This window comes from Aeromicrobium terrae (genome assembly GCF_008039565.1).
Lineage (GTDB): Bacteria > Actinomycetota > Actinomycetes > Propionibacteriales > Nocardioidaceae > Aeromicrobium > Aeromicrobium terrae.
The window spans coordinates 218,840-237,893 of sequence record NZ_VDUX01000006.1 but is presented as its reverse complement, the minus strand read 5'-3'; the positions used below and the strand labels follow the sequence as shown (position 1 = coordinate 237,893).

At 70.9% G+C, this 19,054-nt stretch carries 18 protein-coding genes; 4 read left to right on the top strand and 14 right to left on the bottom strand.

Translation table 11 applies throughout. The features are described from left to right. Positions 1-128: 128 nt before the first annotated feature. Positions 129-1,562: an MFS transporter gene (locus tag FHP06_RS13425; RefSeq protein ID WP_147687290.1), complete on the bottom strand. Its 1,434-nt coding sequence runs from the start codon at positions 1,560-1,562 to the stop codon at positions 129-131. Positions 1,563-1,643: 81 nt separating this feature from the next. On the opposite strand from FHP06_RS13425, the gene FHP06_RS13420 reads away from it, so the two are divergent. Next, positions 1,644-3,041: a pyridoxal phosphate-dependent decarboxylase family protein gene (locus FHP06_RS13420; protein WP_222706484.1), complete on the top strand. Its 1,398-nt coding sequence runs from the start codon at positions 1,644-1,646 to the stop codon at positions 3,039-3,041. 71 nt (positions 3,042-3,112) lie between these two features. Here the strand turns inward: FHP06_RS13420 and FHP06_RS13415 are convergent, their stop codons facing one another. Genes FHP06_RS13415 through FHP06_RS13400 form a run of 4 tightly spaced genes read right to left on the bottom strand, consistent with a single transcriptional unit; the run spans position 3,113 to position 6,365 of the window. Next, a complete protein-coding gene (locus tag FHP06_RS13415; protein WP_147687289.1) occupies positions 3,113-3,382 on the bottom strand; it encodes a GlsB/YeaQ/YmgE family stress response membrane protein in 270 nt (89 codons plus the stop codon). Between the two features lie 18 nt (positions 3,383-3,400). Beyond that, on the bottom strand, positions 3,401-5,437 hold the full coding sequence (locus FHP06_RS13410; protein WP_147687288.1) for an NADPH-dependent 2,4-dienoyl-CoA reductase: 2,037 nt from the start codon (positions 5,435-5,437) through the stop codon (positions 3,401-3,403). Continuing rightward, positions 5,434-5,838 carry a nuclear transport factor 2 family protein gene (locus FHP06_RS13405; RefSeq protein ID WP_147687287.1) on the bottom strand — a complete coding sequence of 135 codons (405 nt, stop codon included), beginning with the start codon at positions 5,836-5,838 and terminating at the stop codon, positions 5,434-5,436. The genes FHP06_RS13410 and FHP06_RS13405 overlap by 4 nt, the downstream gene beginning before the upstream one ends. Continuing rightward, positions 5,835-6,365 carry a PadR family transcriptional regulator gene (locus FHP06_RS13400; RefSeq protein WP_147687286.1) on the bottom strand — a complete coding sequence of 177 codons (531 nt, stop codon included), beginning with the start codon at positions 6,363-6,365 and terminating at the stop codon, positions 5,835-5,837. Before FHP06_RS13400 ends, FHP06_RS13405 begins: the two co-directional genes overlap by 4 nt. Before the next feature lie 72 nt (positions 6,366-6,437). Here FHP06_RS13400 and FHP06_RS13395 point away from each other — a divergent pair, with 72 nt between their 5' ends. Beyond that, on the top strand, positions 6,438-6,902 hold the full coding sequence (locus tag FHP06_RS13395; RefSeq protein WP_147687285.1) for a pyridoxamine 5'-phosphate oxidase family protein: 465 nt from the start codon (positions 6,438-6,440) through the stop codon (positions 6,900-6,902). A gap of 15 nt (positions 6,903-6,917) precedes the next feature. Here FHP06_RS13395 and FHP06_RS13390 read toward each other — a convergent pair whose 3' ends face one another. After that, the gene (locus tag FHP06_RS13390) at positions 6,918-7,658 is read right to left on the bottom strand and encodes a hypothetical protein (protein WP_147687284.1); all 741 of its coding nucleotides are present in this window, start codon (positions 7,656-7,658) and stop codon (positions 6,918-6,920) included. Between the two features lie 257 nt (positions 7,659-7,915). Here FHP06_RS13390 and FHP06_RS13385 point away from each other — a divergent pair, with 257 nt between their 5' ends. Then, positions 7,916-8,935 carry an alpha-hydroxy acid oxidase gene (locus FHP06_RS13385; protein WP_147687283.1) on the top strand — a complete coding sequence of 340 codons (1,020 nt, stop codon included), beginning with the start codon at positions 7,916-7,918 and terminating at the stop codon, positions 8,933-8,935. Here the strand turns inward: FHP06_RS13385 and FHP06_RS13380 are convergent. From FHP06_RS13380 to FHP06_RS13345, 8 genes are all read right to left on the bottom strand, one after another. After that, positions 8,925-9,980: an NAD(P)-binding domain-containing protein gene (locus tag FHP06_RS13380; RefSeq protein WP_147687282.1), complete on the bottom strand. Its 1,056-nt coding sequence runs from the start codon at positions 9,978-9,980 to the stop codon at positions 8,925-8,927. The two genes, FHP06_RS13385 and FHP06_RS13380, sit on opposite strands and share 11 nt — an antisense overlap. Before the next feature lie 39 nt (positions 9,981-10,019). Further along, on the bottom strand, positions 10,020-11,084 hold the full coding sequence (locus FHP06_RS13375) for an ABC transporter ATP-binding protein (RefSeq protein ID WP_147687281.1): 1,065 nt from the start codon (positions 11,082-11,084) through the stop codon (positions 10,020-10,022). 46 nt (positions 11,085-11,130) lie between these two features. Continuing rightward, the gene (locus tag FHP06_RS13370; RefSeq protein WP_147687280.1) at positions 11,131-12,171 is read right to left on the bottom strand and encodes a LacI family DNA-binding transcriptional regulator; all 1,041 of its coding nucleotides are present in this window, start codon (positions 12,169-12,171) and stop codon (positions 11,131-11,133) included. Next, positions 12,168-13,652, bottom strand: a complete 1,485-nt coding sequence (locus tag FHP06_RS13365; RefSeq protein ID WP_147687279.1) for a glycoside hydrolase family 1 protein — start codon at positions 13,650-13,652, stop codon at positions 12,168-12,170. The genes FHP06_RS13370 and FHP06_RS13365 overlap by 4 nt, the downstream gene beginning before the upstream one ends. Next, positions 13,649-14,479, bottom strand: coding sequence for a carbohydrate ABC transporter permease (locus FHP06_RS13360; RefSeq protein WP_147687278.1), 831 nt, complete (start codon positions 14,477-14,479; stop codon positions 13,649-13,651). The genes FHP06_RS13365 and FHP06_RS13360 overlap by 4 nt, the downstream gene beginning before the upstream one ends. After that, positions 14,476-15,501, bottom strand: a complete 1,026-nt coding sequence (locus tag FHP06_RS13355) for a carbohydrate ABC transporter permease (RefSeq protein WP_147687277.1) — start codon at positions 15,499-15,501, stop codon at positions 14,476-14,478. Before FHP06_RS13355 ends, FHP06_RS13360 begins: the two co-directional genes overlap by 4 nt. A gap of 3 nt (positions 15,502-15,504) precedes the next feature. Then, complete coding sequence (locus FHP06_RS13350; RefSeq protein WP_147687276.1) at positions 15,505-16,794, bottom strand: ABC transporter substrate-binding protein; 1,290 nt, start codon at positions 16,792-16,794, stop codon at positions 15,505-15,507. Positions 16,795-16,961: 167 nt separating this feature from the next. Further along, positions 16,962-17,774 carry an alpha/beta fold hydrolase gene (locus FHP06_RS13345; RefSeq protein ID WP_147687275.1) on the bottom strand — a complete coding sequence of 271 codons (813 nt, stop codon included), beginning with the start codon at positions 17,772-17,774 and terminating at the stop codon, positions 16,962-16,964. Between the two features lie 128 nt (positions 17,775-17,902). On the opposite strand from FHP06_RS13345, the gene FHP06_RS13340 reads away from it, so the two are divergent. Continuing rightward, entirely contained in the window at positions 17,903-19,042 is a 1,140-nt protein-coding gene (locus FHP06_RS13340) for a CaiB/BaiF CoA transferase family protein (RefSeq protein ID WP_187271931.1), read from the top strand. Positions 19,043-19,054: the final 12 nt, after the last annotated feature.

The window sequence follows — 19,054 nt, the reverse complement described above, 5'->3', positions numbered from 1 at the left end:
CCCTCAGGCATCATCGGAGCATTAACGTGAGTCACGAGGACCTCCGGCGGAGTTGGTTGTGGTAACCCCTCCAATACCGGAGGTCCTCGTCTCACGTCACCTGTTCACAACCTCGTGGGGAACTACAGCTAGGCAGCAGCCACCGGAGCCAGCTCGGGCTCCGGTGCCTTCTTCCGGGACGGGATCGTCGCGGCCAGGGCCACGCCGACGAACGCCGCCGCGGCACCCACGACGAAGCAGAGGCAGAACGCCGTCTCCGACGGCACCGCGACCGACCCGAGCGACGTCGTGCTGCTCGTCAGGATCGCCGCCATCACGGCCGCGGCGATCGTCGTGCCTCCGGAGCGCGCGAGCGAGTTGAACCCGACAGCCGCTGCGGCCTCGCGCGGCGGCGCCGCGTCGAGGATCAGCGTGGGCATGGCCGCGTAGCCGATTCCGACGCCCGAGGCGGCGACGCACGACGCGATCAGCAGGTGCCACGGCGAGTCCATCAGCAGCGTCGCCAGCAGGTAGCCGACACCGAGCACCGAGGCGCCGACCATCAGCGTGATCTTCGCGCCGAGGTGGTCCAGCATCCGGCTGGAGATCGGCGCGAACAGCAGCATCATCAGGCCGCCCGGCGCCATCCAGAGGCCGGCGGCGAGCAGCGACTGGCCGAGTCCGTAGCCGGTCGACTCCGGCAGCTGGAGCAGCTGCGGCACGACGATCGACTGCGCCATCATGCCGAAACCGATCGCGACGGCGGCGACGTTCGTCATCAGCACCGGGCGCTGCGCGGACGTGCGGAGGTCGACGAGCGGGTCGCGACGTCCGAGCTCGAACAGGCCCCACAGCAGCAGGACGACGACGCCGAACACGATCGAGCCGAGGGTGCGGGCCGAGGTCCAGCCCCAGTCGTTGGCCTTGGACACCCCGACGAGGACGGCGACCAGGCCGACGGTCAGGCCGATCGCACCGGGGACGTCGACCGTTCCCTCGTGCCGGTCGTGCACGTGCGGCACGACGAGGACGACGAGCGCGAGCACCACGGCGGCGACACCGGTCGACACCCAGAACAGCGCGTGCCAGCTGCCGACGTCGGCGATCCACGCCGACAGCGGCAGGCCGATCGCGCCACCGACGCCGAGTGTCGCGCTCATCGCGGCGACGGCCGTGGACGTCAGGTGCGGCGGCGTCACCTCACGCATCAGGGAGATGCCGATCGGGATGAAGCCCATGGCCAGGCCCTGGATCGCGCGGCCGGCGAGCATCGGGGTCAAGGAGCTGGAGAGCGCGCAGATCAGCGAGCCCACCAGCAGGGTGGCGGCGCTCGCGGCGATGACGCGCTGCTTGCCGAACAGGTCGGCGAGCCGGCCCGACACCGGCATGGACACGGCGGCGGCGAGCAGCGTCACCGTCACGACCCACGAGGCGTTGGCGGCCGACGTGTGCAGCAGCTGCGGCAGCTCGGACTGGATCGGGATGACGAGGGTCTGCGTCAGCGCTGCGGCCATGCCGCCGAAGCAGAGCGCGGCGACGGTGACGCCCGGGTGGCGTCGCCCGACGGCGGGGGTGTGTGGCATCGAATCTCCTTAGACCTATGTATCTTACATAGCCACTGTTGATCCCACGACTTGACGTCCATCACACGGCATACTGCGCTGGTGCACACCTCACGGCCGCTCGAGCCGACGCCCGAAGAGTTCCGCTCCCTGCTCGGCACGGCCGGCGACTTCCTGGTCGACGCCGTCGAGGCGCTGCCCACCGGCCGCGCGTACGACGGCGAGGACGTCCCGCAGCTGCTCGCCGATCCCGACCTGAGCCGACCGCCGGGCGAGGCGGGCCGGCCGCTCACCGAGCTGCTCGACGTCGTCGAGCGCGCCGCGTCGAAGGGGCACATCGGGCCGAGCGGCGGGCACATGGCGTACATCCCGGGCAGCGGCGTCGTCAGCGCCGGCGTGGCGGACCTCGTCGCTGACGTCGTGAACCGCTACACCGGCCTCGCCGACGCCAGCCCCGGCATGGTCGCGCTCGAGGCCCACCTGGTGCGCTGGCTCGCCGACGTCTTCGGCCTCCCCGCGTCGGGCGGCGGCATCCTGACCACGGGTGGCTCGATGGCGGCCCTGTCCGCGCTGGTCGCCGCCCGGCACACGCAGCTCGGCGAGGACTTCGCCGACGGCACCGTCTACGTCAGCGACCAGGCGCACGCGTCGATCGCGAAGGCCGCGAGGATCGTGGGCTTCCCGGCGCGTGCCATCCGCATCGTCCCGAGCGACGCGGACGCGCGGCTCGACCTCGCGGCGCTGCGCCAGATGATCGCGGACGACCGCAGCGACGGACGCCGCCCGGCCGTCGTGGTCGGCACCGCCGGCACCACCAACCTCGGCGTGCTGGACCCACTGCCCGAGATCGCCGACCTCGCCGTCGAGGAAGGCCTCTGGTTCCACGTCGACGCGGCGTACGGAGGGTTCTTCCAGCTCACCGAGCGTGGCCGCGCCCTGCTCACGGGCATCGAGCGCGCGGACTCGATCGTGCTCGACGCGCACAAGGGGCTGTTCCTGCCGTTCGGCACCGGCTGCCTGCTCGTCCGCGACGTCGCCACGCTCCAGGAGAGTCACGCCGGCGACGAGGCGCACTACCTCCAGGACCTCGCCGTCCGCGACCTGCCGAGCTTCGGCGACCTCAGTCCGGAGCTCACTCGCGACTTCCGCGGGCTGCGGCTCTGGCTGCCCCTGCACTTGCACGGCGTCGGGGCGTTCCGCGACGCCCTCGACGAGAAGCTCGACCTCGCCCAGCACGCCTACGACGTCCTGGCGTCGGACCCGAACCTGGAGGTGCTGGCTCGGCCGCAGCTCACCGTGCTCGGCTTCCACGCCGCCACCGACGACGACACCCGGCGGATCATCGCCGAGGTCGACGCCGAGGGGCGGGCGTTCCTGTCGAGCACGCTGGTGGACGGCCGCTACGTCGGCCGGATCTGCATCCTCAACCACCGCACCGACGTGTCACGCGTCGACGAGGCCCTGGACGCGATCCGGCGACACGCCGCTGCTGCCGGGTAGTTATCCCAGGGCCGTGGATAACTAGGTGGATAGAACTAGTTGCACCTAGTCCTTTGTGACTATGCGGCAGGTCAGGCGTGGCGCGCGCGTCCGCCGGCGAAGCGGTTGTAGAGCAGCAGCGCGACGACGGCACCGACGATCGACATGATCAGGCCGGCCGTGCTGAAGTCGAGGACCTCCCGGTCGTCCGTGAACAGCGCACCGATCGCGCCGCCGACGAAGGAGCCGACGATGCCGAGCAGCATCGTGGCGAGGAGTCCCATGGAGTCCTTGCCCGGCACGAGGGCGCGAGCGATGAGACCAGCGAGCAGGCCGACGATCAGGAACCAGATGATGTTCATGGTTTCCAGGCTATTGACTTACAGCGCAGCCGCCAGTTCAGTGGCCTGCTTGATGGCCCGCTTGGCGTCCAGCTCCGCCGCGACGTCGGCGCCACCGATGACGTGGGGGGTGACGCCCGCGGCCTCGAGGGCGTCGGCGAGGTCGCGCACCGACTCCTGTCCGGTGCACAGCACGATCGTGTCGACGTCGAGCACCCGCGCCTCGCGCACGTCCTTCTCGCCCTTCACCGGCACGGTGATGTGCAGGCCGTCGTCGTCGATGCGCTCGTAGACGACGCCCGGCACCATCTCGACGTCGGAGTCCTTGAGCGTGGTGCGGTGCACCCAGCCGGTCGTCTTGCCGAGGCCCTTGCCGAGCGACGACGTCTTGCGCTGCAGCAGGTGAACCTGGCGGCGCGGCGGCGCCTTCACCTTGGTGGCGAGCCCGCCGCGCTCGACCTCCGGGTCGGTGACGCCCCAGCGTTCCATCCACTCCTCGACCGACTCGTCGGGGTCGTGCAGCAGGAACTCCGAGACGTCGAAGCCGATGCCGCCGGCGCCCATGACGGCGACGCGCTCGCCGACGGGGACCCGTTCGCGGATGACCTGCTGGTAGGTGACGACCTTCGGGTGGTCGATGCCGGGGATGCTCGGGACACGCGGCGCGACGCCGGTGGCGATGACGACCTCGTCAAAGCCGGCCAAGTCGTCGACCGTCGCGCGTCGGCCGAGGTGCAGCTTCACGCCGCCCAGCTCGAGGCGCCGCGTGTAGTAGCGGAGGGTCTCGCGGAACTCCTCCTTGCCGGGGATCTGCATGGCGAGGCGGAACTGGCCGCCGATCTCCTGCTGCTCCTCGAACAGCTCGACCTGGTGGCCGCGGTGCGCGAGCTCGCTGGCGGCGGCGAGGCCGGCCGGGCCGGCGCCGACGACGGCGACGCGCTTGACCGTGCGCGTGGGCAGCAGCTGCAGCTGGGTCTCGCGGACGGCGCGCGGGTTGAGCATGCAGGTGGCGCGCTTGTTCACGAAGGTGTGGTCGAGGCAGGCCTGGTTGCAGGCGATGCAGGTGTTGATCTCGTCGGCGCGACCCTCCTCGGCCTTCTGCACGAAGAACGCGTCGGCGAGCAGCGGGCGCGCCATCGAGATCAGGTCGGCCTGGCCGTCGGCGAGGATCTGCTCGGCGATCTCGGGGGTGTTGATCCGGTTCGACGCGACGACCGGGACGTCGACGACGCCCTTCAGCTTGGCCGTCGTCCACGTGAACGCGGCGCGCGGCACCGACGTGACGATGGTGGGGATGCGGGCCTCGTGCCAGCCGATGCCGGTGTTGATGATCGACACGCCGGCGGCCTCGACGCGGCGCGCGAGCTCGGCCGTCTCGTCCCAGCTCTGCGCGTCGTCGACGAGGTCGAGCAGGCTCATCCGGTACATCACGATGAAGTCGTCGCCGACGGCCTCGCGCACCCGCTCGACGATCTCGACCGGGAAGCGCATGCGGTTCTCGGCCGAGCCGCCCCAGCGGTCGGTGCGGTTGTTGGTGCGGGCGGCGAGCATCTGGTTGATCAGGTAGCCCTCGGAGCCCATGATCTCGACGCCGTCGTAGCCGGCATGACGGGCCAGCTTCGCCGCACGGGCGAAGTCGGAGACCGTCCGGTCGACCTCCTTGGTCGACATCGCCTTGGGCGCGCCGAACGGCGTGATCGGCGACTTGATGGTGGACGCCGCGCGCTTGAACGGGTGGTAGCCGTAGCGGCCGGCGTGCAGGATCTGCAGCGCGATCTTGCCGTCGTGCTCGTGGACGGCGTCGGTGACGAGGCGGTGCTTGTCGGCCAGCTTCTTGCTGGCCATCAGCGACCCGGCGGGCAGCAGCCAGCCGTGCCAGTTGGGCGCGTAGCCGCCGGTGACGGACAGGGCCACGCCGCCCTGGGCGCGCTCGGCGAAGTACGCGGCCAGCTCGGGCAGGTGCTTGGCCCGGTCCTCCAGGCCGGTGTGCATCGAGCCCATGATCACGCGGTTGCGCAGGGTGGTGTGCCCGAGGTCGAGCGGGCTGAGCAGGTGGGGGTAGGGGGAGGTGCTCATTTCAGTCCTTCGGGCATCGCGGCCGCGGCCTCGGTCTGGATCTGCTCGAACTGGGCGGCCATCGCGTCGGCGAGAGCGTGCGCGGCCTTGAGCGGGCGCACCATGACGGTGAGCTCGTCGATGAGTCCGGCTTCGTTCGCGTGGATGAAGTCGGCGCCGTGCACGGTGACGTCGCCGATGCGGGTCTCGAAGACGAGGACGCTGTCGGCGCCGTCGGCGATCTCGTTGACGTACCGGAAGTCCTCGAAGACGCGACCGACGCCGCGGATGATCGCGTGCACGATCGGGCGGCCCTCGTACGGCTTGAACGCGACCGGGCTGCGGAACACGACGTCGTCGGCGAACAGGGCACCGACCCCGTCGAAGTCGCGCGCCTCGATGGCGGCTCGGAACTCCTTCATGACAGCTCCTTGAGGATCTCGTCGCACCAGGCGAGGCCGGCCTGCTCGGCGATGATGCCGCCGCGCAGCACCAGCCAGGGTCCGAGCTCGTCGTCGTCGAGCCGGTCCGGGTGCGGGTAGTAGTGGGCGGCGCTGGACTCGTAGGACTCCAGCTGGGCGGCGTGCTGCTCGCGGCGTCGGCGGACGTCGGCGAGCACGGCGTCGCGGTCGGACAGGTGCAGGGCGCGCAGCTTGACCGCGAACTCGCTGCGCAGCGCCTCGACCGGCGTGGGGGTGACGAGCCAGGACGTCAGCTCGCTGCGGCCCTCGGTGGTGATGGCGTAGACCTTCTTGTCCGGGCGGCCGTCCTGCGCGACCAGGTGCGACTCGACGAGCTTGTCGCTCTCCATCCGGCCGAGCACCTTGTAGATCTGCTGGTGGCTGGCCTTCCAAAAGTGCCCGATGGAGGCGTCGAAGCGACGGGCCAGGTCGTAGCCGCTCGCGGACCGCTCCGCGAGCGACACGAGGATCGCGTGCTCCAACGCCATGGCCGAGACCGTACTATGCAACGAGTTGCAATGCAACCAATTGCCTAGCCGAACCGGGGTTACGCTCGGGCGATGACGGACACGGGGGCGATGGCCGAGCGGGTGCTCGGCGCGATCACGTACATGGTGCTGGCCACGGCCGACGCCGACGGGACGCCGTGGGCGACGCCCGTCTGGTTCGCCCGCGAGGGCGACGACTTCTACTGGGTCTCGCGGCCGGGCGCGCAGCACTCGCGGAACATCGCCGAGCGACCGGACGTCTCGTTGGTCGTCTTCGACTCGACGGTCGCCGTCGGCTCGGCGAGCTCGTTCTACGCGCGGGCCCGCGCCGGACTGGTGCCCGACGGCGAGCTGGCGGGCGGTGTCGCGGTCTTCGCCGCGGAGTGCGACCGGCAGGGAATCGGGGCCTGGACCGTCGACGACGTCACCGGCGACGCGGAGCTCCGCCTCTATCGCGCCTCGATCACCGCGGCCTGGGTCCTGGCCGAGGACGGTGGGCCAGACCGCCGACTGGACGTTCCCTGGCCGGCGACCTGACCCACCGAGTCGTACCTACTGCGCGGCGGCGTGCCAGGCGTCGTGCAGCACCTGGCCGCCCTGCTGCGTCAGCGCGACGCTGAGTCGCGCGTCGCTCAGCACGAGGTGGTTCGCACCCGACGCCGAGGGAAGGCCCAGCTTCGCGTTGATCACCTTGTCGAGCAGGTTGAGCGGGCCGCAGCCGTGCGCCTCGGGCACCGTGAAGGTGTCGTCACCCAGGGTCGCGGTGAGACCCACGATGAACCCGCCGGAGAAGAGCGCCGTCGAGATGTTCTCCGGCGCCGTCTGGAGCATGGGCTTCAGCAGGATCGGGTCCTTCGCCGAGCCGATGTAGCACCGGCTGCCGAGGATCGCGTTCTGCAGATGGACCCGGACGGGGAGCGTGACGATCGAGCCGCCCGAACCGAGGGCCGCACCACCGTCGAAGTCCGACGGGAGGCCGGCCAGCTCGACCGTCGCCTGCACGCCGAGCGGCGGGCCGGACAGCAGTCGGTTCAGGACGGCACCGAGACCGGCCCCGTCCTCCGGGAGCTCCAGTCCGAGGAGACCGCCGGGGACGGTCACCGTGTCGGACACGAGCGTCCTGCCGTCGGTGGCCGGGACGATCACGGTGCTGTTGTCGTCCGCGGTGCCGGTGGCACCCAGCTGCAGCTCCGTGAGCCCCGTGGTGACCTTCGTGCCGCCGATGGTGAACGACCCGGTCTGCGCGACTGACGACACGCAGGCCGCGCCGAACGTCGACGGTGGCGCGTTCATCAGCTGCGGGTCGTCGACCGGGCAGTGGCTGAACGGAGCCCACGGTCCCGTGGGTTCCGCGGCGGACGCCGGCGAGATCAGTGCCGCGCCGGCGACCAGGCTGCCGGCCAGAGCGGCAAGGCAGCGAGTAGTGCGATGCGTGAAGAATCCCCCTTGAGAGTGTTCACCGGCACCCCGCCGGCGATTACTCGACGGTAGGAAAGTTCTGGGCGATTGTCTCAAGGTTCAACTAATTCTCAGATGGGTAGCGTGCACCCATGGACGACGCCGAGCTCATCGCGCTGCTGGGCGAGGGGGCGCACGGATACTTCGCGGGTGGTGCCGGCGACGAGCTCACGCTGCGCGACAACGAGGCGTCGTGGTCGCGGATCCGGCTGAGTCCGCAGGTGCTGGTCGACGTCTCGAGCCGCGACGCGTCGGTCACCGTGCTCGGTCAACGGCTGCCGCACCCGGTCGTCGTCGCGCCGATGGCGTACCAGCGACACGCGCACGAGGACGGCGAGTCCGGCACGGCTCGGGCGGCGGCCGCCACCGACTCCACGTTCGTCCTCTCCTCGCAGAGCACGACGAGCATCGCCGACGTCGCGGCCGCGGCGCCGGACGCACGCCGGTGGTTCCAGCTCTACGTGTTCAAGGACCGGCAGGTCTCGCTCGACCTCGTCGCGCAGGCCCGTGAGCACGGGTACGAGGCGCTTGTCGTCACCGTCGACTTCCCGGTGGGCGGCTGGCGCGAGCGTGACCGGCGCACGGGCTTCAGCGTCACTCATCCGCTGGCGATCAATCCCACGGGTGAGTCGATGACCACGAGCGAGCTGTTCGCGATGCACGACCCGTCGCTCACCTGGGACGACATCGGTGAGTTCACCGACGCGGCCGGCATGCCGCTGCTGCTCAAGGGCATCCTGCGGCCGGACGACGCCGAGCGGGCCGTCGACGTCGGCGCAGCCGGGATCGTCGTGAGCAACCACGGCGGCCGCCAGCTCGACACCGTCCTCTCGGGGGCCGACGCCCTGCCGCCCGTCGTCGATGCTGTCGCCGGCCGGGCCGACGTGCTCGTCGACGGCGGCATCCGTCGCGGCTGGGACGTCGCCAAGGCGCTGTGCCTCGGCGCCGACGCGGTGCTCGTCGGGCGGCCGGTGCTCTGGGGTCTCGCGCAGAACGGTCAGGCCGGCGCGGAGGCCGTGCTCACCCAGCTGCACGATGAGCTCGACACGACGCTGGCCCTGCTCGGCTGCCCGAACGCCCGCGACCTCGACGCGTCGTTCCTCACGCGCTGACGGGCTGGGCCTCCTCGGCGAGGTACCGGCGGACGGCGACGGCCGCGGCGCGACCGGCCCGGTTGGCGCCGATCGTCGACGCGGACGGTCCGTAGCCGACGAGCTGGACGCGCGGATCGGCGACCGCCGTGGTGCCGTCCAGCTGGATGCCGCCGAGCGAGCTCCGGAGGTGCAGCGGCGCTAGGTGCTCGATCGCGTGGCGGAACCCGGTGGCCCAGAGGATGACGTCGACGCGCTCGAACGTGCCGTCGGCCCAGCGGACGCCGTCCGGCTCGATGCGCTCGAACATCGGCCGGCGCTCGTACGCGCCGAGCCGCGCGGCCTCCATCTCCTGCGGACGCAGGCCCAGGCCGGTGACGCTCACGACGCTGCGCGGTGGCAGGCCGCGGCGCACCCGCTCCTCGACCTTGGCCACGACGGCCCGGCCGACCTCGGGGGTGAAGTCGTCGGTGCGCCACACCGGCTCGCGGCGGGTGACCCAGACGGTGTCGGCGATCGGGGCGATCTCGCCGAGGAACTGGACGGCGGATGCCCCGCCGCCGACGACGAGCACCCGCTGGCCGGCGAACGCCTCGCGGCCCGGGTAGTCGACGGTGTGCAGCTGGGTGCCGGCGAACGTCTCGATGCCGGGGTAGTGCGGCACGAACGGATGGCTCCACGTGCCGGTCGCGTTGACGAGCGTGCGGGTCAGCCAGGAGCGGTCGCCGGCCTCGACGCGCAGCAGGTCACGCACACCCGTCACGCGGTCGGCGCTGACCGGGCGGATCACCGGGAGGTCGTGCTCGCGCTCGTACGTCGCGAAGTATCGGGGCACGAAGACGTTGGCGCGCTCGTGCTCGTCGGCCGGCGGCACCGGGGCGCCGGGCAGGTCGGCGATGCCGTGCACGTCGGCCATCGAGAGCGAGTCCCACCGGTGCTGCCACGCACCGCCGGGCTGGTCGTCGGCGTCGAGGACGACGTGGTCGATGCCGAGCCGCGACAGGTGGAACGACGTCGAGAGGCCGGCCTGGCCGGCGCCGATCACGAGACTCTCGAGGACCTCCACACCAGGTGCAACGCCTCGAGACGCCTCGATATGCCGCCGCTAGTCGAAGCGGGCGCCGGTGGCGGGGTCGAACAGGTGGACCCGCTCGGGATCGGTCGTGACCCGGACCTCGTCACCCTTCGCCGTGCGGCCCCGCGCGGGAGCACGCACGATCACGGTGTGCGGGGTGCCGGAGACGTCGCAGGTGCCGTGGACGAAGCTGTCGGACCCGAGCTCCTCGACGAGGGTCACCGTCACGGTCAGGGCGTCGGGGTCGTCGCTGAGCCGCCAGTCCTCCGGGCGCACGCCGACGACGACCGGCCCGGCCTCGGGCGCCTTCGCCGGGAGCGAGTGGCCGCCGACGTCGACGGCGTCGCCGTGGGCCACGCCGTCCATCAGGTTCATCTGCGGCGAGCCGATGAAGCTCGCGACGAAGAGGTTCTGCGGCCGGTCGTAGAGGTCGAGCGGCGGGCCGACCTGCTGGAGGACGCCGTCCTTCATCACCGCGACGCGGTCGCCCATCGTCATGGCCTCGACCTGGTCGTGAGTGACGTAGAGCGTCGTCACCCCGAGCTCGGCCTGGAGCCGGGCGATGTCGGAGCGGGTGCGCACGCGCATCTTCGCGTCGAGGTTGGACAGCGGCTCGTCCATGCAGAACACCTGGGGCGAGCGGACGATCGCGCGACCCATGGCCACGCGCTGGCGCTGGCCGCCGGAGAGCGCCTTCGGCTTCCGCTCGAGGTAGTCGGTGAGGTCGAGCATCTCGGCCGCCGCCGCGACGCGGGCCGCGCGCTCCGCCTTGTCCATGCCGGCGAGCTTGAGCGCGAAGCCCATGTTCTCGGCCACCGTCATGTGCGGGTAGAGCGCGTAGTTCTGGAAGACCATCGCGATGTCGCGATCCTTCGGCGGCAGGTTCGTCACGTCGCGGTCGCCGATCAGGATCCTGCCGGCGTCGACCTCCTCCAGCCCGGCGAGCATGCGCAGGGTGGTGGACTTCCCGCAGCCCGACGGGCCGACCAGCACCATGAGCTCGCCGTCCTCGACCACGAGGTCGAGGTCGTCGACCGCGGGGCGCGTGCTGCCCGGGTACGTGCGCCGCACCTGCTGGAAGGTGATCGATGCCATCAGGGAATTCTCCAGGATCGGTCCCGGCGCACCGGGAGGTTCGGGGTCATGCGGACGCCCGCCGCACGAGGGTGGGCGCGAAGACGACGCGGCGGGGGGCCGCGGAGCCGCCCTCGAGCTGGGCGAGGAGGAGACGCGCCGCCTCGGCGGCCATCTCGGAGATCGGGTTGCTCAGGGTGGTGAGCGGCGGGTCCGACCGCTCGGCGACGCCGAGGTCGTCGTAGCCGGTGACGGCGACGTCGTCGGGCACGCGCCGCCCGGCGGCCGAGAGCACGCGCAGGGCGCCGAGCGCCATCAGGTCCGACGCGACGGCGATGCCGTCGACGTCGGGGTGCTCCGCCAGCAGCTGCTTGCAGGCCGCCTCGCCGCCCTCGATGGTGAAGTCGCCGCGCGCGACCGCGTCGTCCGCGTGCCCGGCGTCGGCCATCGCCTGCCGCCAGCCCTCGAGGCGGTCGACGCCGGCGGTCATGTCGGCCGGTCCGGCGATCGTCGCGATCCGGCGGCACCCGCGCTCCTGCAGGAGCCGGGCCGCCTCGCGCCCGCCGGCGACGTTGTCTGTGTCGACCCAGGAGACCTCGTCGTCGTGCCGCCACGGCCGGCCGATGAACGAGGCCGGCAGGCCGAGCGACACGAGCTGGTCGGCGAACGAGTCACGCCGGTGGTGCGAGACGACGATCGCGCCGTCGCTGTGCCGGTTGCGCAGGTAGCGGAGCATCCGCTCCTCCTGCTCGCCCGGGCCGGCGATCAGCAGCACCACCTGGAGGTCGCGCTCGGAGAGGACGCGGGTGACGACGTGCAGGGTGCGGGCAAAGAACGGGTCGGAGAACACTCGCTCGTCCGGCTCGGGGACGACGAGCGCGACGGAGCCGGTGCGACGGGTGACCAGCGACCTGGCCGCGAGGTTCGGCGTGTAGCCGAGGCGCCGGACGGCGTCGTCGACCGCCACCCGCGCGCGCTCGCTCACCCGGCTGCCGCCGTTGATCGCGCGCGACGCGGTCGCGCGGCTGACCCCGGCGAGGCGCGCGACCTCGTCCAGGGTGGCGGCACCGCGTGGCGACGGCGCGTCGACGTCGGGCTCGTCGCTCATCCGTCACCTCCGTCGACCGGCAACCGGCCCGACGCGGCGAGACGGGCGTACCAGAGAGCACTGTCCTTGGGGGTCCGGCGCAGCGTCTCGTAGTCGACGTGCACGATGCCGAACCGCTGGCGGTAACCGTAGGCCCACTCGAAGTTGTCCAGCAACGACCACGCGAAGTAGCCGCGGACGTCGACGCCCTGGTCGATCGCCGCGTGGATCGCCCGGACGTGCGACTCCAGGTAGGCGCGACGCTCCTCGTCGTGCACCGCGCCGTCCGGCGTGACGACGTCGTCGTACGCCGCGCCGTTCTCGGTGACGTACAGCGGCGGGAGGTCGTAGGTGTCGCGGAGCCGCAGCAACAGCCGGGTGAGTGCCTCCGGCTGGACCTCCCAGCCCATGTCGGTCGTCGGGAGCCCGCGGTCGGGGAACGTGATGGCACGGCCGTCCGGGTACGGCGGGAGCGTGGGCCGCTCCGGGTGGACGACGTCCGCCCCCAGGACCTGGTCGTGGGCACGGCCGCTCGCGCCGTCGCCGTGGTAGTAGTTCACGCCGAGCACGTCGAGCGTCTGGTTGATCACCTCGAGGTCGCCGTCCTGGACCCAGTCCTGCCACGGCCGGCCCTCGAACGTGCAGCCCTCGGTGTCGGTGTGCAGGTCGTCGGCGTACCGGCCGGTGAGGATCGGCTCGAGGAACACCCGGTTGAAGAAGCCGTCGAGCCGCCGGGCGGCCTCGACGTCGGCCGGGTCGGCCGGGTCGTAGGGGTCGGCGACCGTCATGTTGAGGGTGATCCCCAGGTGTCGGCCGTGGTCCGGGGCCGCGCCGCGGCTACGCAGCTCCCGGACCACGAGTCCGTGGGCGAGCATCAGGTGGTGCGCGGCGACGAGACCGGCGGCGCCCTCCTGACGTCCGGGCGCGTGGTGCCCGCCGGTGTAGCCGAGGAACGCGGAGCACCACGGCTCGTTCAGCGTCGTCCAGTACGGGACGCGGTCGCCGAGCGCGTCGTACATCGTGAGCGCGTACTCGACGAAGCGGTACGCCGTGTCGCGGTTCGTCCAGCCGCCGGCGTCCTCGAGGGTCTGCGGGAGGTCCCAGTGGTACAGGGTCAGCCACGGCACGATGTCGGCCTCGAGCAGCTCGTCGACGAGTCGCGCGTAGAAGTCCACGCCGCGCTGCTCGACCGCGCCACCGTCCGGGCGGACCCGCGGCCACGCGGTGGAGAACCGGTACGACGTCAGGCCCAGCCGCTTCATCAGCGCGACGTCCTCCGGCACGCGGTGGAAGTGGTCGCACGCGACGTCGCCGGTGTCGCCGCCGAGCACGGCGCCGGGGGTCCGGGCGAACGTGTCCCAGATCGACGGGGATCTCCCGTCGACGTCGTGGGCGCCCTCGATCTGGTACGACGCGGTCGCCGCGCCCCAGAGGAACCCGGGCGGGAACGACAGGACGTCCGCTCGGTGCGGTGCAGTCGTGGGCTGGGCGGTGGACGTCATCCCTTCACGGCTCCTTGCATGATCCCGGTGACCAGGTGTCGCCCGGTCGCGATGAACAGCAACAGCAGCGGCACCGTGGCGAGGATCGTGCCCGCCTGCAGCAGTGCCATGTCGGTGAGCGTCTGACCGGGTGCGATCTTCAGCTGGTCGAGTGCTGTCTGCAGCGTCTGAACGTCGGAGCCCTGGAGCACCAGGAGCGGCCACATGAAGTCGGTCCAGACCTGCATGAACGTGAACAGGCCGAGGATCGCCATCGCCGGGCGGGCGGCCGGGACCGCGACGGTCCAGAACGTCCGGATCATCGAGCACCCGTCCACGCGGGCGGCGTCGATGAGCTCGTCGGGGATGGCGTCGACCAGGTACTGCCGCATGAAGAACACGCCGAACGCGGTCACCAGCCACGGCAGCGCGACGGCGAAGTGGGTGCCGGTGAGGCCGAGGTTGCTGAACTCCTTGAGCAGGGGGATCAGCGCGAGCTGCGGCGGGATCGCCATCGTCATGACGACGAACACCATGGCGGCGTTGCTCCCGCGGAACCGCAGCTTGGCGAACGAGTACCCGGCGAGCGTCGAGAACAGCACGACGGAGAGCGCGGAGAACCCGGAGATGAGGATCGAGTTCAGCAGCGCCGACCAGAAGTCGATGCGGTCGAAGACCTGCGACGCGTTGTCGAGGAAGTGGCCGCCGGGCAGCAGCGGGGGCGGGTTCTGCGACGCCCGCTGGCGCGTGACGGAGCCGATGATGAAGGACCAGTAGAGCGGGAACGCCGAGCCGAGCACGAACGCCGCGAGCAGCGCGTAGACCAACGGGCGGGGACGTCGGGTCATGCCAGCGACCTCCTCTGCAGCGCGCGGGTGAGGACGAAGTTGAGCAGGGCGAACCCGATGATCAGCAGGAACAGCAGCCAGGCGGCGGCCGCGGCACGCGGATACGGGTCGACCGCGCTGTTCGCGGTGTTGAACACGTACATCGCAAGGGTCTGGTACTGGTAGTCGGCGCCGCCCTGGTGCTGCAGGTTCGTGTCGAACAGCCGGGGCTCGGTGAAGATCTGCAGACCGCCGATCGTCGACGTGATGATGACGAACATCATCGTCGTGCGGATCGACGGCAGCGTGACGCTGACGAACTGGCGCACGCGGCTCGCGCCGTCCATCGCCGCGGCCTCGTACAGGTCGCGCGGCACGGCCTGCATGGCGGCCAGCAGGATCAGCGCGTTGTAGCCGGTCCAGCGCCAGTTCACCATCGTGGCGATCGCGGTCCAGCTGGCGAACCGGTCGCCGTGCCAGTGGACGGGCGACAGCCCGAGACCGCCGAGCACGTCGTTGACGAGACCGGACTTGTCGGCGAAGAGCGACCCGAAGATCAGGGCTGTCGCGGCCGGGGCGACGACGAACGGCAGCAGCACGCTCATCCGCCACCACGAGCGACCGCGCAGGTTCATGTCGAGGAGCGCGGCGACGAGCGTGGCCACGATGATCTGCGGCACCGACGAGAGCAGGAAGATCCCGATCGTGTTGACCAGGGCCTTGCGGAAGACCGGGTCCTGAAGGACGTGCGCGTAGTTGGCCCAGCCGACGGCGTCGCCGTGCGCGGTGCCGAACCGCGGCCAGGAGAAGAAGGAGAGGTAGCCGGTGTAGAGCATCGGGTAGAGCCCGATGACGGCGAAGACACCGAAGAACGGCAGCACGTAGAGGTACGGCGAGACCTTCAGGTCCCAGCGGCTGAGCCGGTGCCGCCAGCTCGGGGTCGACGCCGGCCCCGGGTCACGGGGCCGGCGTGGGGGACCTCCCCGGTCGAGGACGGCGCTGCCGCCGTGTCCCCGCCCGGGGAGGTCGTGGTGGTCGGTCATCGGTCAGCTGAGTCGTGCGACTGCCTGGGTGAACGTCTTCCAGGAGGAGTCCGCAGACTTGCCCTCGTCGACGCGCTGGATCGCGGTCTGGAGGAGGCCGAGGATGTCGGAGTACTTGTCACCCTTGTAGGGAACACCCGGCGGCACGGCCTTGGCCCGGTTCGCGAGGATCTGCGCGGTCGGCGCGTCGTTGAAGTACGGATCCGGCTTCCCGGTGGTGGTCAGCTGCTCCTCCGCCGCGAGGTTGGCCGGGTACGCGCCGGCCTTCTCGAACGCGCCGATCTGCTGCTCGGTGTCGGTGAGCCAGCTGGCGACCTGCTTGGCCTCCTTCTGGTGCTTCGACGTCTTCGGCACGGCGAGGAACGAGCCGCCCCAGTTGCCGCCGCCACCCGGGAACGCGTCCACGATGTCCCAGCCCTTGACCTTGGGGGCCGAGCTCTTCACGTTGGCGAACATCCAGCCGGGGCACGGCAGCGTGGCGAACCCGTCGTTGGTGAAGTTCGCGGTCCAGTCGTCGCTCCACTGGACGGCGCGGGTCGAGAGCGTCTTCGCGTTGTCGGTGACCGTCTTGTAGACGTTCTTGAGGCCGTCGTTCTCGACGTCGATCTTGTTGTCGGCGGTCTGGAACGGGAACTCGACCTGGTTCAGCATCGCCTGCGCGATCGAGCCGCTCGCGTCGTACCACGCGGTCTTCGGCATGGCCTTCACGAAGTCGCGGCCGGCGGCGAAGTAGCTGTCCCACGTGGCGAAGATCTTCGCCACGTCGTCGCGGTCGCTCGGCAGCCCGGCCTTCTTGAACAGGTCGGCGCGGTAGCAGAACGCCTCGGGCCCGGCGTCGGTCGGATAGCCGATCTGCTTGCCGTCGGCGGTCTGGCCGGCCTTGTACTTGTACTCGACCCAGCGCTTGTCGAGGGAGGAGTCGGTCAGGTCGACGAACTGGTCGGACGCGCCCTCGGAGAGGAACTGCGGCATCGCGTCGCCCTCGATGGCGACGACGTCGGTCAGTCCGTGCCCGGCCTGGAGGTCGGAGGTGAGGGTCTGCTTCCAGGTGTCCCACTCCGCGACGCGGGTCTCCTTGATCTTGAAGGGACGGTCGGGGTCGTCGTTCCACTTCTTGATCACGTCGGCGTACCCGAAGTCGCCGAAGGTCGTGATCGTGAGGGTGTCGTTCTTGCCCAAGGAGCTCGACGAGCCGTCGTCGCTCCCGCAGGCGGAGGCGAGGCCACCGACCAGCGTTGCGGCGGCTCCGAGGGCCAGCGTCCTGCGCCAGCGTCGAGTGGAGTTGTTCTGCACCGTTACTGCTCCTGCCGTGAGTCAAACGGGGCCGCGGCCGTCTCAGTCGCAGCCTGAGAGCGCTTCCACTCTCATTGGCAGGTCACTATGGTCCTGGTCACACTGAGTGTCAAGACCTCAGTCTTTTTCCGCTGGTGAGACGTGAAAGCGCTTTCAGCGGGCGAGGCTCACGCAGCCTTCGCCGCGCGCGCCTCGGCGATCGTCTGGTCGATCACCCGCGTGACCAGCTCCGGGTCGTCGGCGATCGGGACGTGCCCGCAGCGGGGCAGGTCGACGTGGTGCGCCTCGGGCAGCCGCTCGCTCGCGATGAGGGACTGGCTGTGGATGAGGATGCGGTCGTGCGTGCCCCACGCGACGGTCGTGGGCACCGGAGTCGGGCCGTGGAACGCGTAGGTGACGCCGTGCAGAGCGGTGCGCTCGAACCCCTTGCAGCGCTTGAGACCCATCGCGTCGCCGTACGTCGACTCCGCGCTGTGGCGCTGCGGGTGGACGTACAGCGTCGAGCCGGCCAGCCACTTGCCGACCCGGGTGCGCGAGAGCCGACGCAGCAGGAACGCCGGGGTGAGGAACGCCGAGAGCCGCAGGAACAGGAGCACCGCGAGGGCCTGGAAGCGGCTGAACGTGCCGAAGAACCCGGCCGGGCTGAGGGCGGTGACCGACGAGACGAGGTTGCGGGCGCCGAGCTCGAGCGCGATGGCTCCGCCGAGCGAGTTGCCGACGACGTGGGGCTTCTCGATGCCCCACTTCGCGAACTGGTTGCTCAGGTGGTCGCACGCGTTCGACATCGAGTAGGCGTGTCCCTTGGGGAACGGCTCGGACTGGCCGAAGCCCGCGAGGTCGAGCGTGATGACCTCGTAGCGGGTGGCGAGGTCGTCGACGATCGGGTCCCAGATCTGCCGGCGGTGGCCGATCCCGTGGATGAGGACGAGGGGCTCACCGGATCCGCGGCGGTCGTGGACGAGGTCGGGCAGCTCGGGCATGGAGGACCTTTCGGGACGAATGCGCCACTGATGATGTCACATACCGACGGTACGGGCGAGCCCACGTGACGACCCCCACGTGACCCCCGCGCGTGACACCGTGACAGCGTTACTGTCATGATGCTGCGGTGACGAGATCAGGACCCCTGAGCGGAGTGCGCGTCGTCGAGATCGTCGGCATCGGGCCCGGCCCCTTCGCCGCGATGATGCTGGCGGACCTCGGTGCCGACGTGATCCGCATCGACCGAGCCAACGGCCAGGCGATCGCCGTGTCCCAGCCCGACAAGGACGTGCTCGCGCGCGGCCGGCCGAACGTCGCCCTCGACCTGAAGTCCGAGCGCGGTGTCGACGTCGTGCTCCAGCTCGTCGAGAAGGCCGACATCCTCATCGAGGGCTTCCGGCCCGGCGTGATGGAGCGGCTCGGGCTCGGCCCGGAGGTCTGCCTCGCCCGGAACCCGCAGCTGATCTTCGGGCGGATGACCGGCTGGGGCCAGGACGGCCCGCTGGCGCACACCGCCGGGCACGACATCAACTACATCTCCGTGGCCGGCGCGCTCGACGGGCTCGGCCACGCCGGCGACGCCCCCGCGTTCCCGCAGAACCTGCTGGGCGACTTCGGCGGCGGCGCGCTCTACCTCGTGAGCGGCGTGCTCGCGGCGCTCACCCACGCCCGGGCCACCGGCGAGGGCCAGGTCGTCGACTGCGCCATCACCGACGGCGTCGCGCACCTGCTGGCCATGTCGCTCACCATCCAGCAGACCGGCGCGTGGGACGGCTCGCGCGGTACCGGCCTGCTCAGCGGCGGCGCCCCGTTCTACGACGTGTACGAGACGTCGGACGGACGCTGGATGTCCGTCGGTGGTCTCGAGCCGCAGTTCTACGCGGCGATGGAGAAGCTGCTCGACGTCGAGCTGCCCGACCGCAACGACCTCACCCAGTGGCCCGCGCTGCGCGAGACGCTTCGCGCGACGTTCGCGCAGCGGACGCAGGCCGAGTGGACCGAGATCTTCGACGGCAGCGACGCATGCGTCGCCCCCGTCGTGCCACTCACCGAGGCGTACGAGCAGCCGCACAACAAGGCGCGGGGCACGTACGTCGAGCACCACGGGCTCGTGCAGCCCGCGCCCGCTCCCCGGTTCTCCGCCACCCCGGCGGCCCTGACCACCCCGCCGTCTCGCCCCGGCGCCGACACCCGCGAGGCACTCGCTGCCTGGGGCGTCGACGACGTCGAGACGCTGATCGAGGACGGCGTCGCCGTTCAATCTTGACGGCTGCCGCCG

Excerpts from the sequence above, each read along its gene's own strand:
- FHP06_RS13390 (WP_147687284.1), bottom strand. The coding sequence starts at position 7,658 with ATGAACGCGCCACCGTCGACGTTCGGCGCGGCCTGCGTGTCGTCAGTC.
- FHP06_RS13360 (WP_147687278.1), bottom strand. The coding sequence starts at position 14,479 with ATGACCCGACGTCCCCGCCCGTTGGTCTACGCGCTGCTCGCGGCGTTC.
- FHP06_RS13365 (WP_147687279.1), bottom strand. The coding sequence starts at position 13,652 with ATGACGTCCACCGCCCAGCCCACGACTGCACCGCACCGAGCGGACGTC.
- FHP06_RS13385 (WP_147687283.1), top strand. The coding sequence starts at position 7,916 with ATGGACGACGCCGAGCTCATCGCGCTGCTGGGCGAGGGGGCGCACGGA.
- FHP06_RS13410 (WP_147687288.1), bottom strand. The coding sequence starts at position 5,437 with ATGAGCACCTCCCCCTACCCCCACCTGCTCAGCCCGCTCGACCTCGGG.
- FHP06_RS13415 (WP_147687289.1), bottom strand. The coding sequence starts at position 3,382 with ATGAACATCATCTGGTTCCTGATCGTCGGCCTGCTCGCTGGTCTCATC.
- FHP06_RS13405 (WP_147687287.1), bottom strand. The coding sequence starts at position 5,838 with ATGAAGGAGTTCCGAGCCGCCATCGAGGCGCGCGACTTCGACGGGGTC.
- FHP06_RS13355 (WP_147687277.1), bottom strand. The coding sequence starts at position 15,501 with ATGACCGACCACCACGACCTCCCCGGGCGGGGACACGGCGGCAGCGCC.
- FHP06_RS13370 (WP_147687280.1), bottom strand. The coding sequence starts at position 12,171 with ATGAGCGACGAGCCCGACGTCGACGCGCCGTCGCCACGCGGTGCCGCC.
- FHP06_RS13375 (WP_147687281.1), bottom strand. The coding sequence starts at position 11,084 with ATGGCATCGATCACCTTCCAGCAGGTGCGGCGCACGTACCCGGGCAGC.
- FHP06_RS13400 (WP_147687286.1), bottom strand. The coding sequence starts at position 6,365 with ATGGCGTTGGAGCACGCGATCCTCGTGTCGCTCGCGGAGCGGTCCGCG.
- FHP06_RS13395 (WP_147687285.1), top strand. The coding sequence starts at position 6,438 with ATGACGGACACGGGGGCGATGGCCGAGCGGGTGCTCGGCGCGATCACG.
- FHP06_RS13345 (WP_147687275.1), bottom strand. The coding sequence starts at position 17,774 with ATGCCCGAGCTGCCCGACCTCGTCCACGACCGCCGCGGATCCGGTGAG.
- FHP06_RS13425 (WP_147687290.1), bottom strand. The coding sequence starts at position 1,562 with ATGCCACACACCCCCGCCGTCGGGCGACGCCACCCGGGCGTCACCGTC.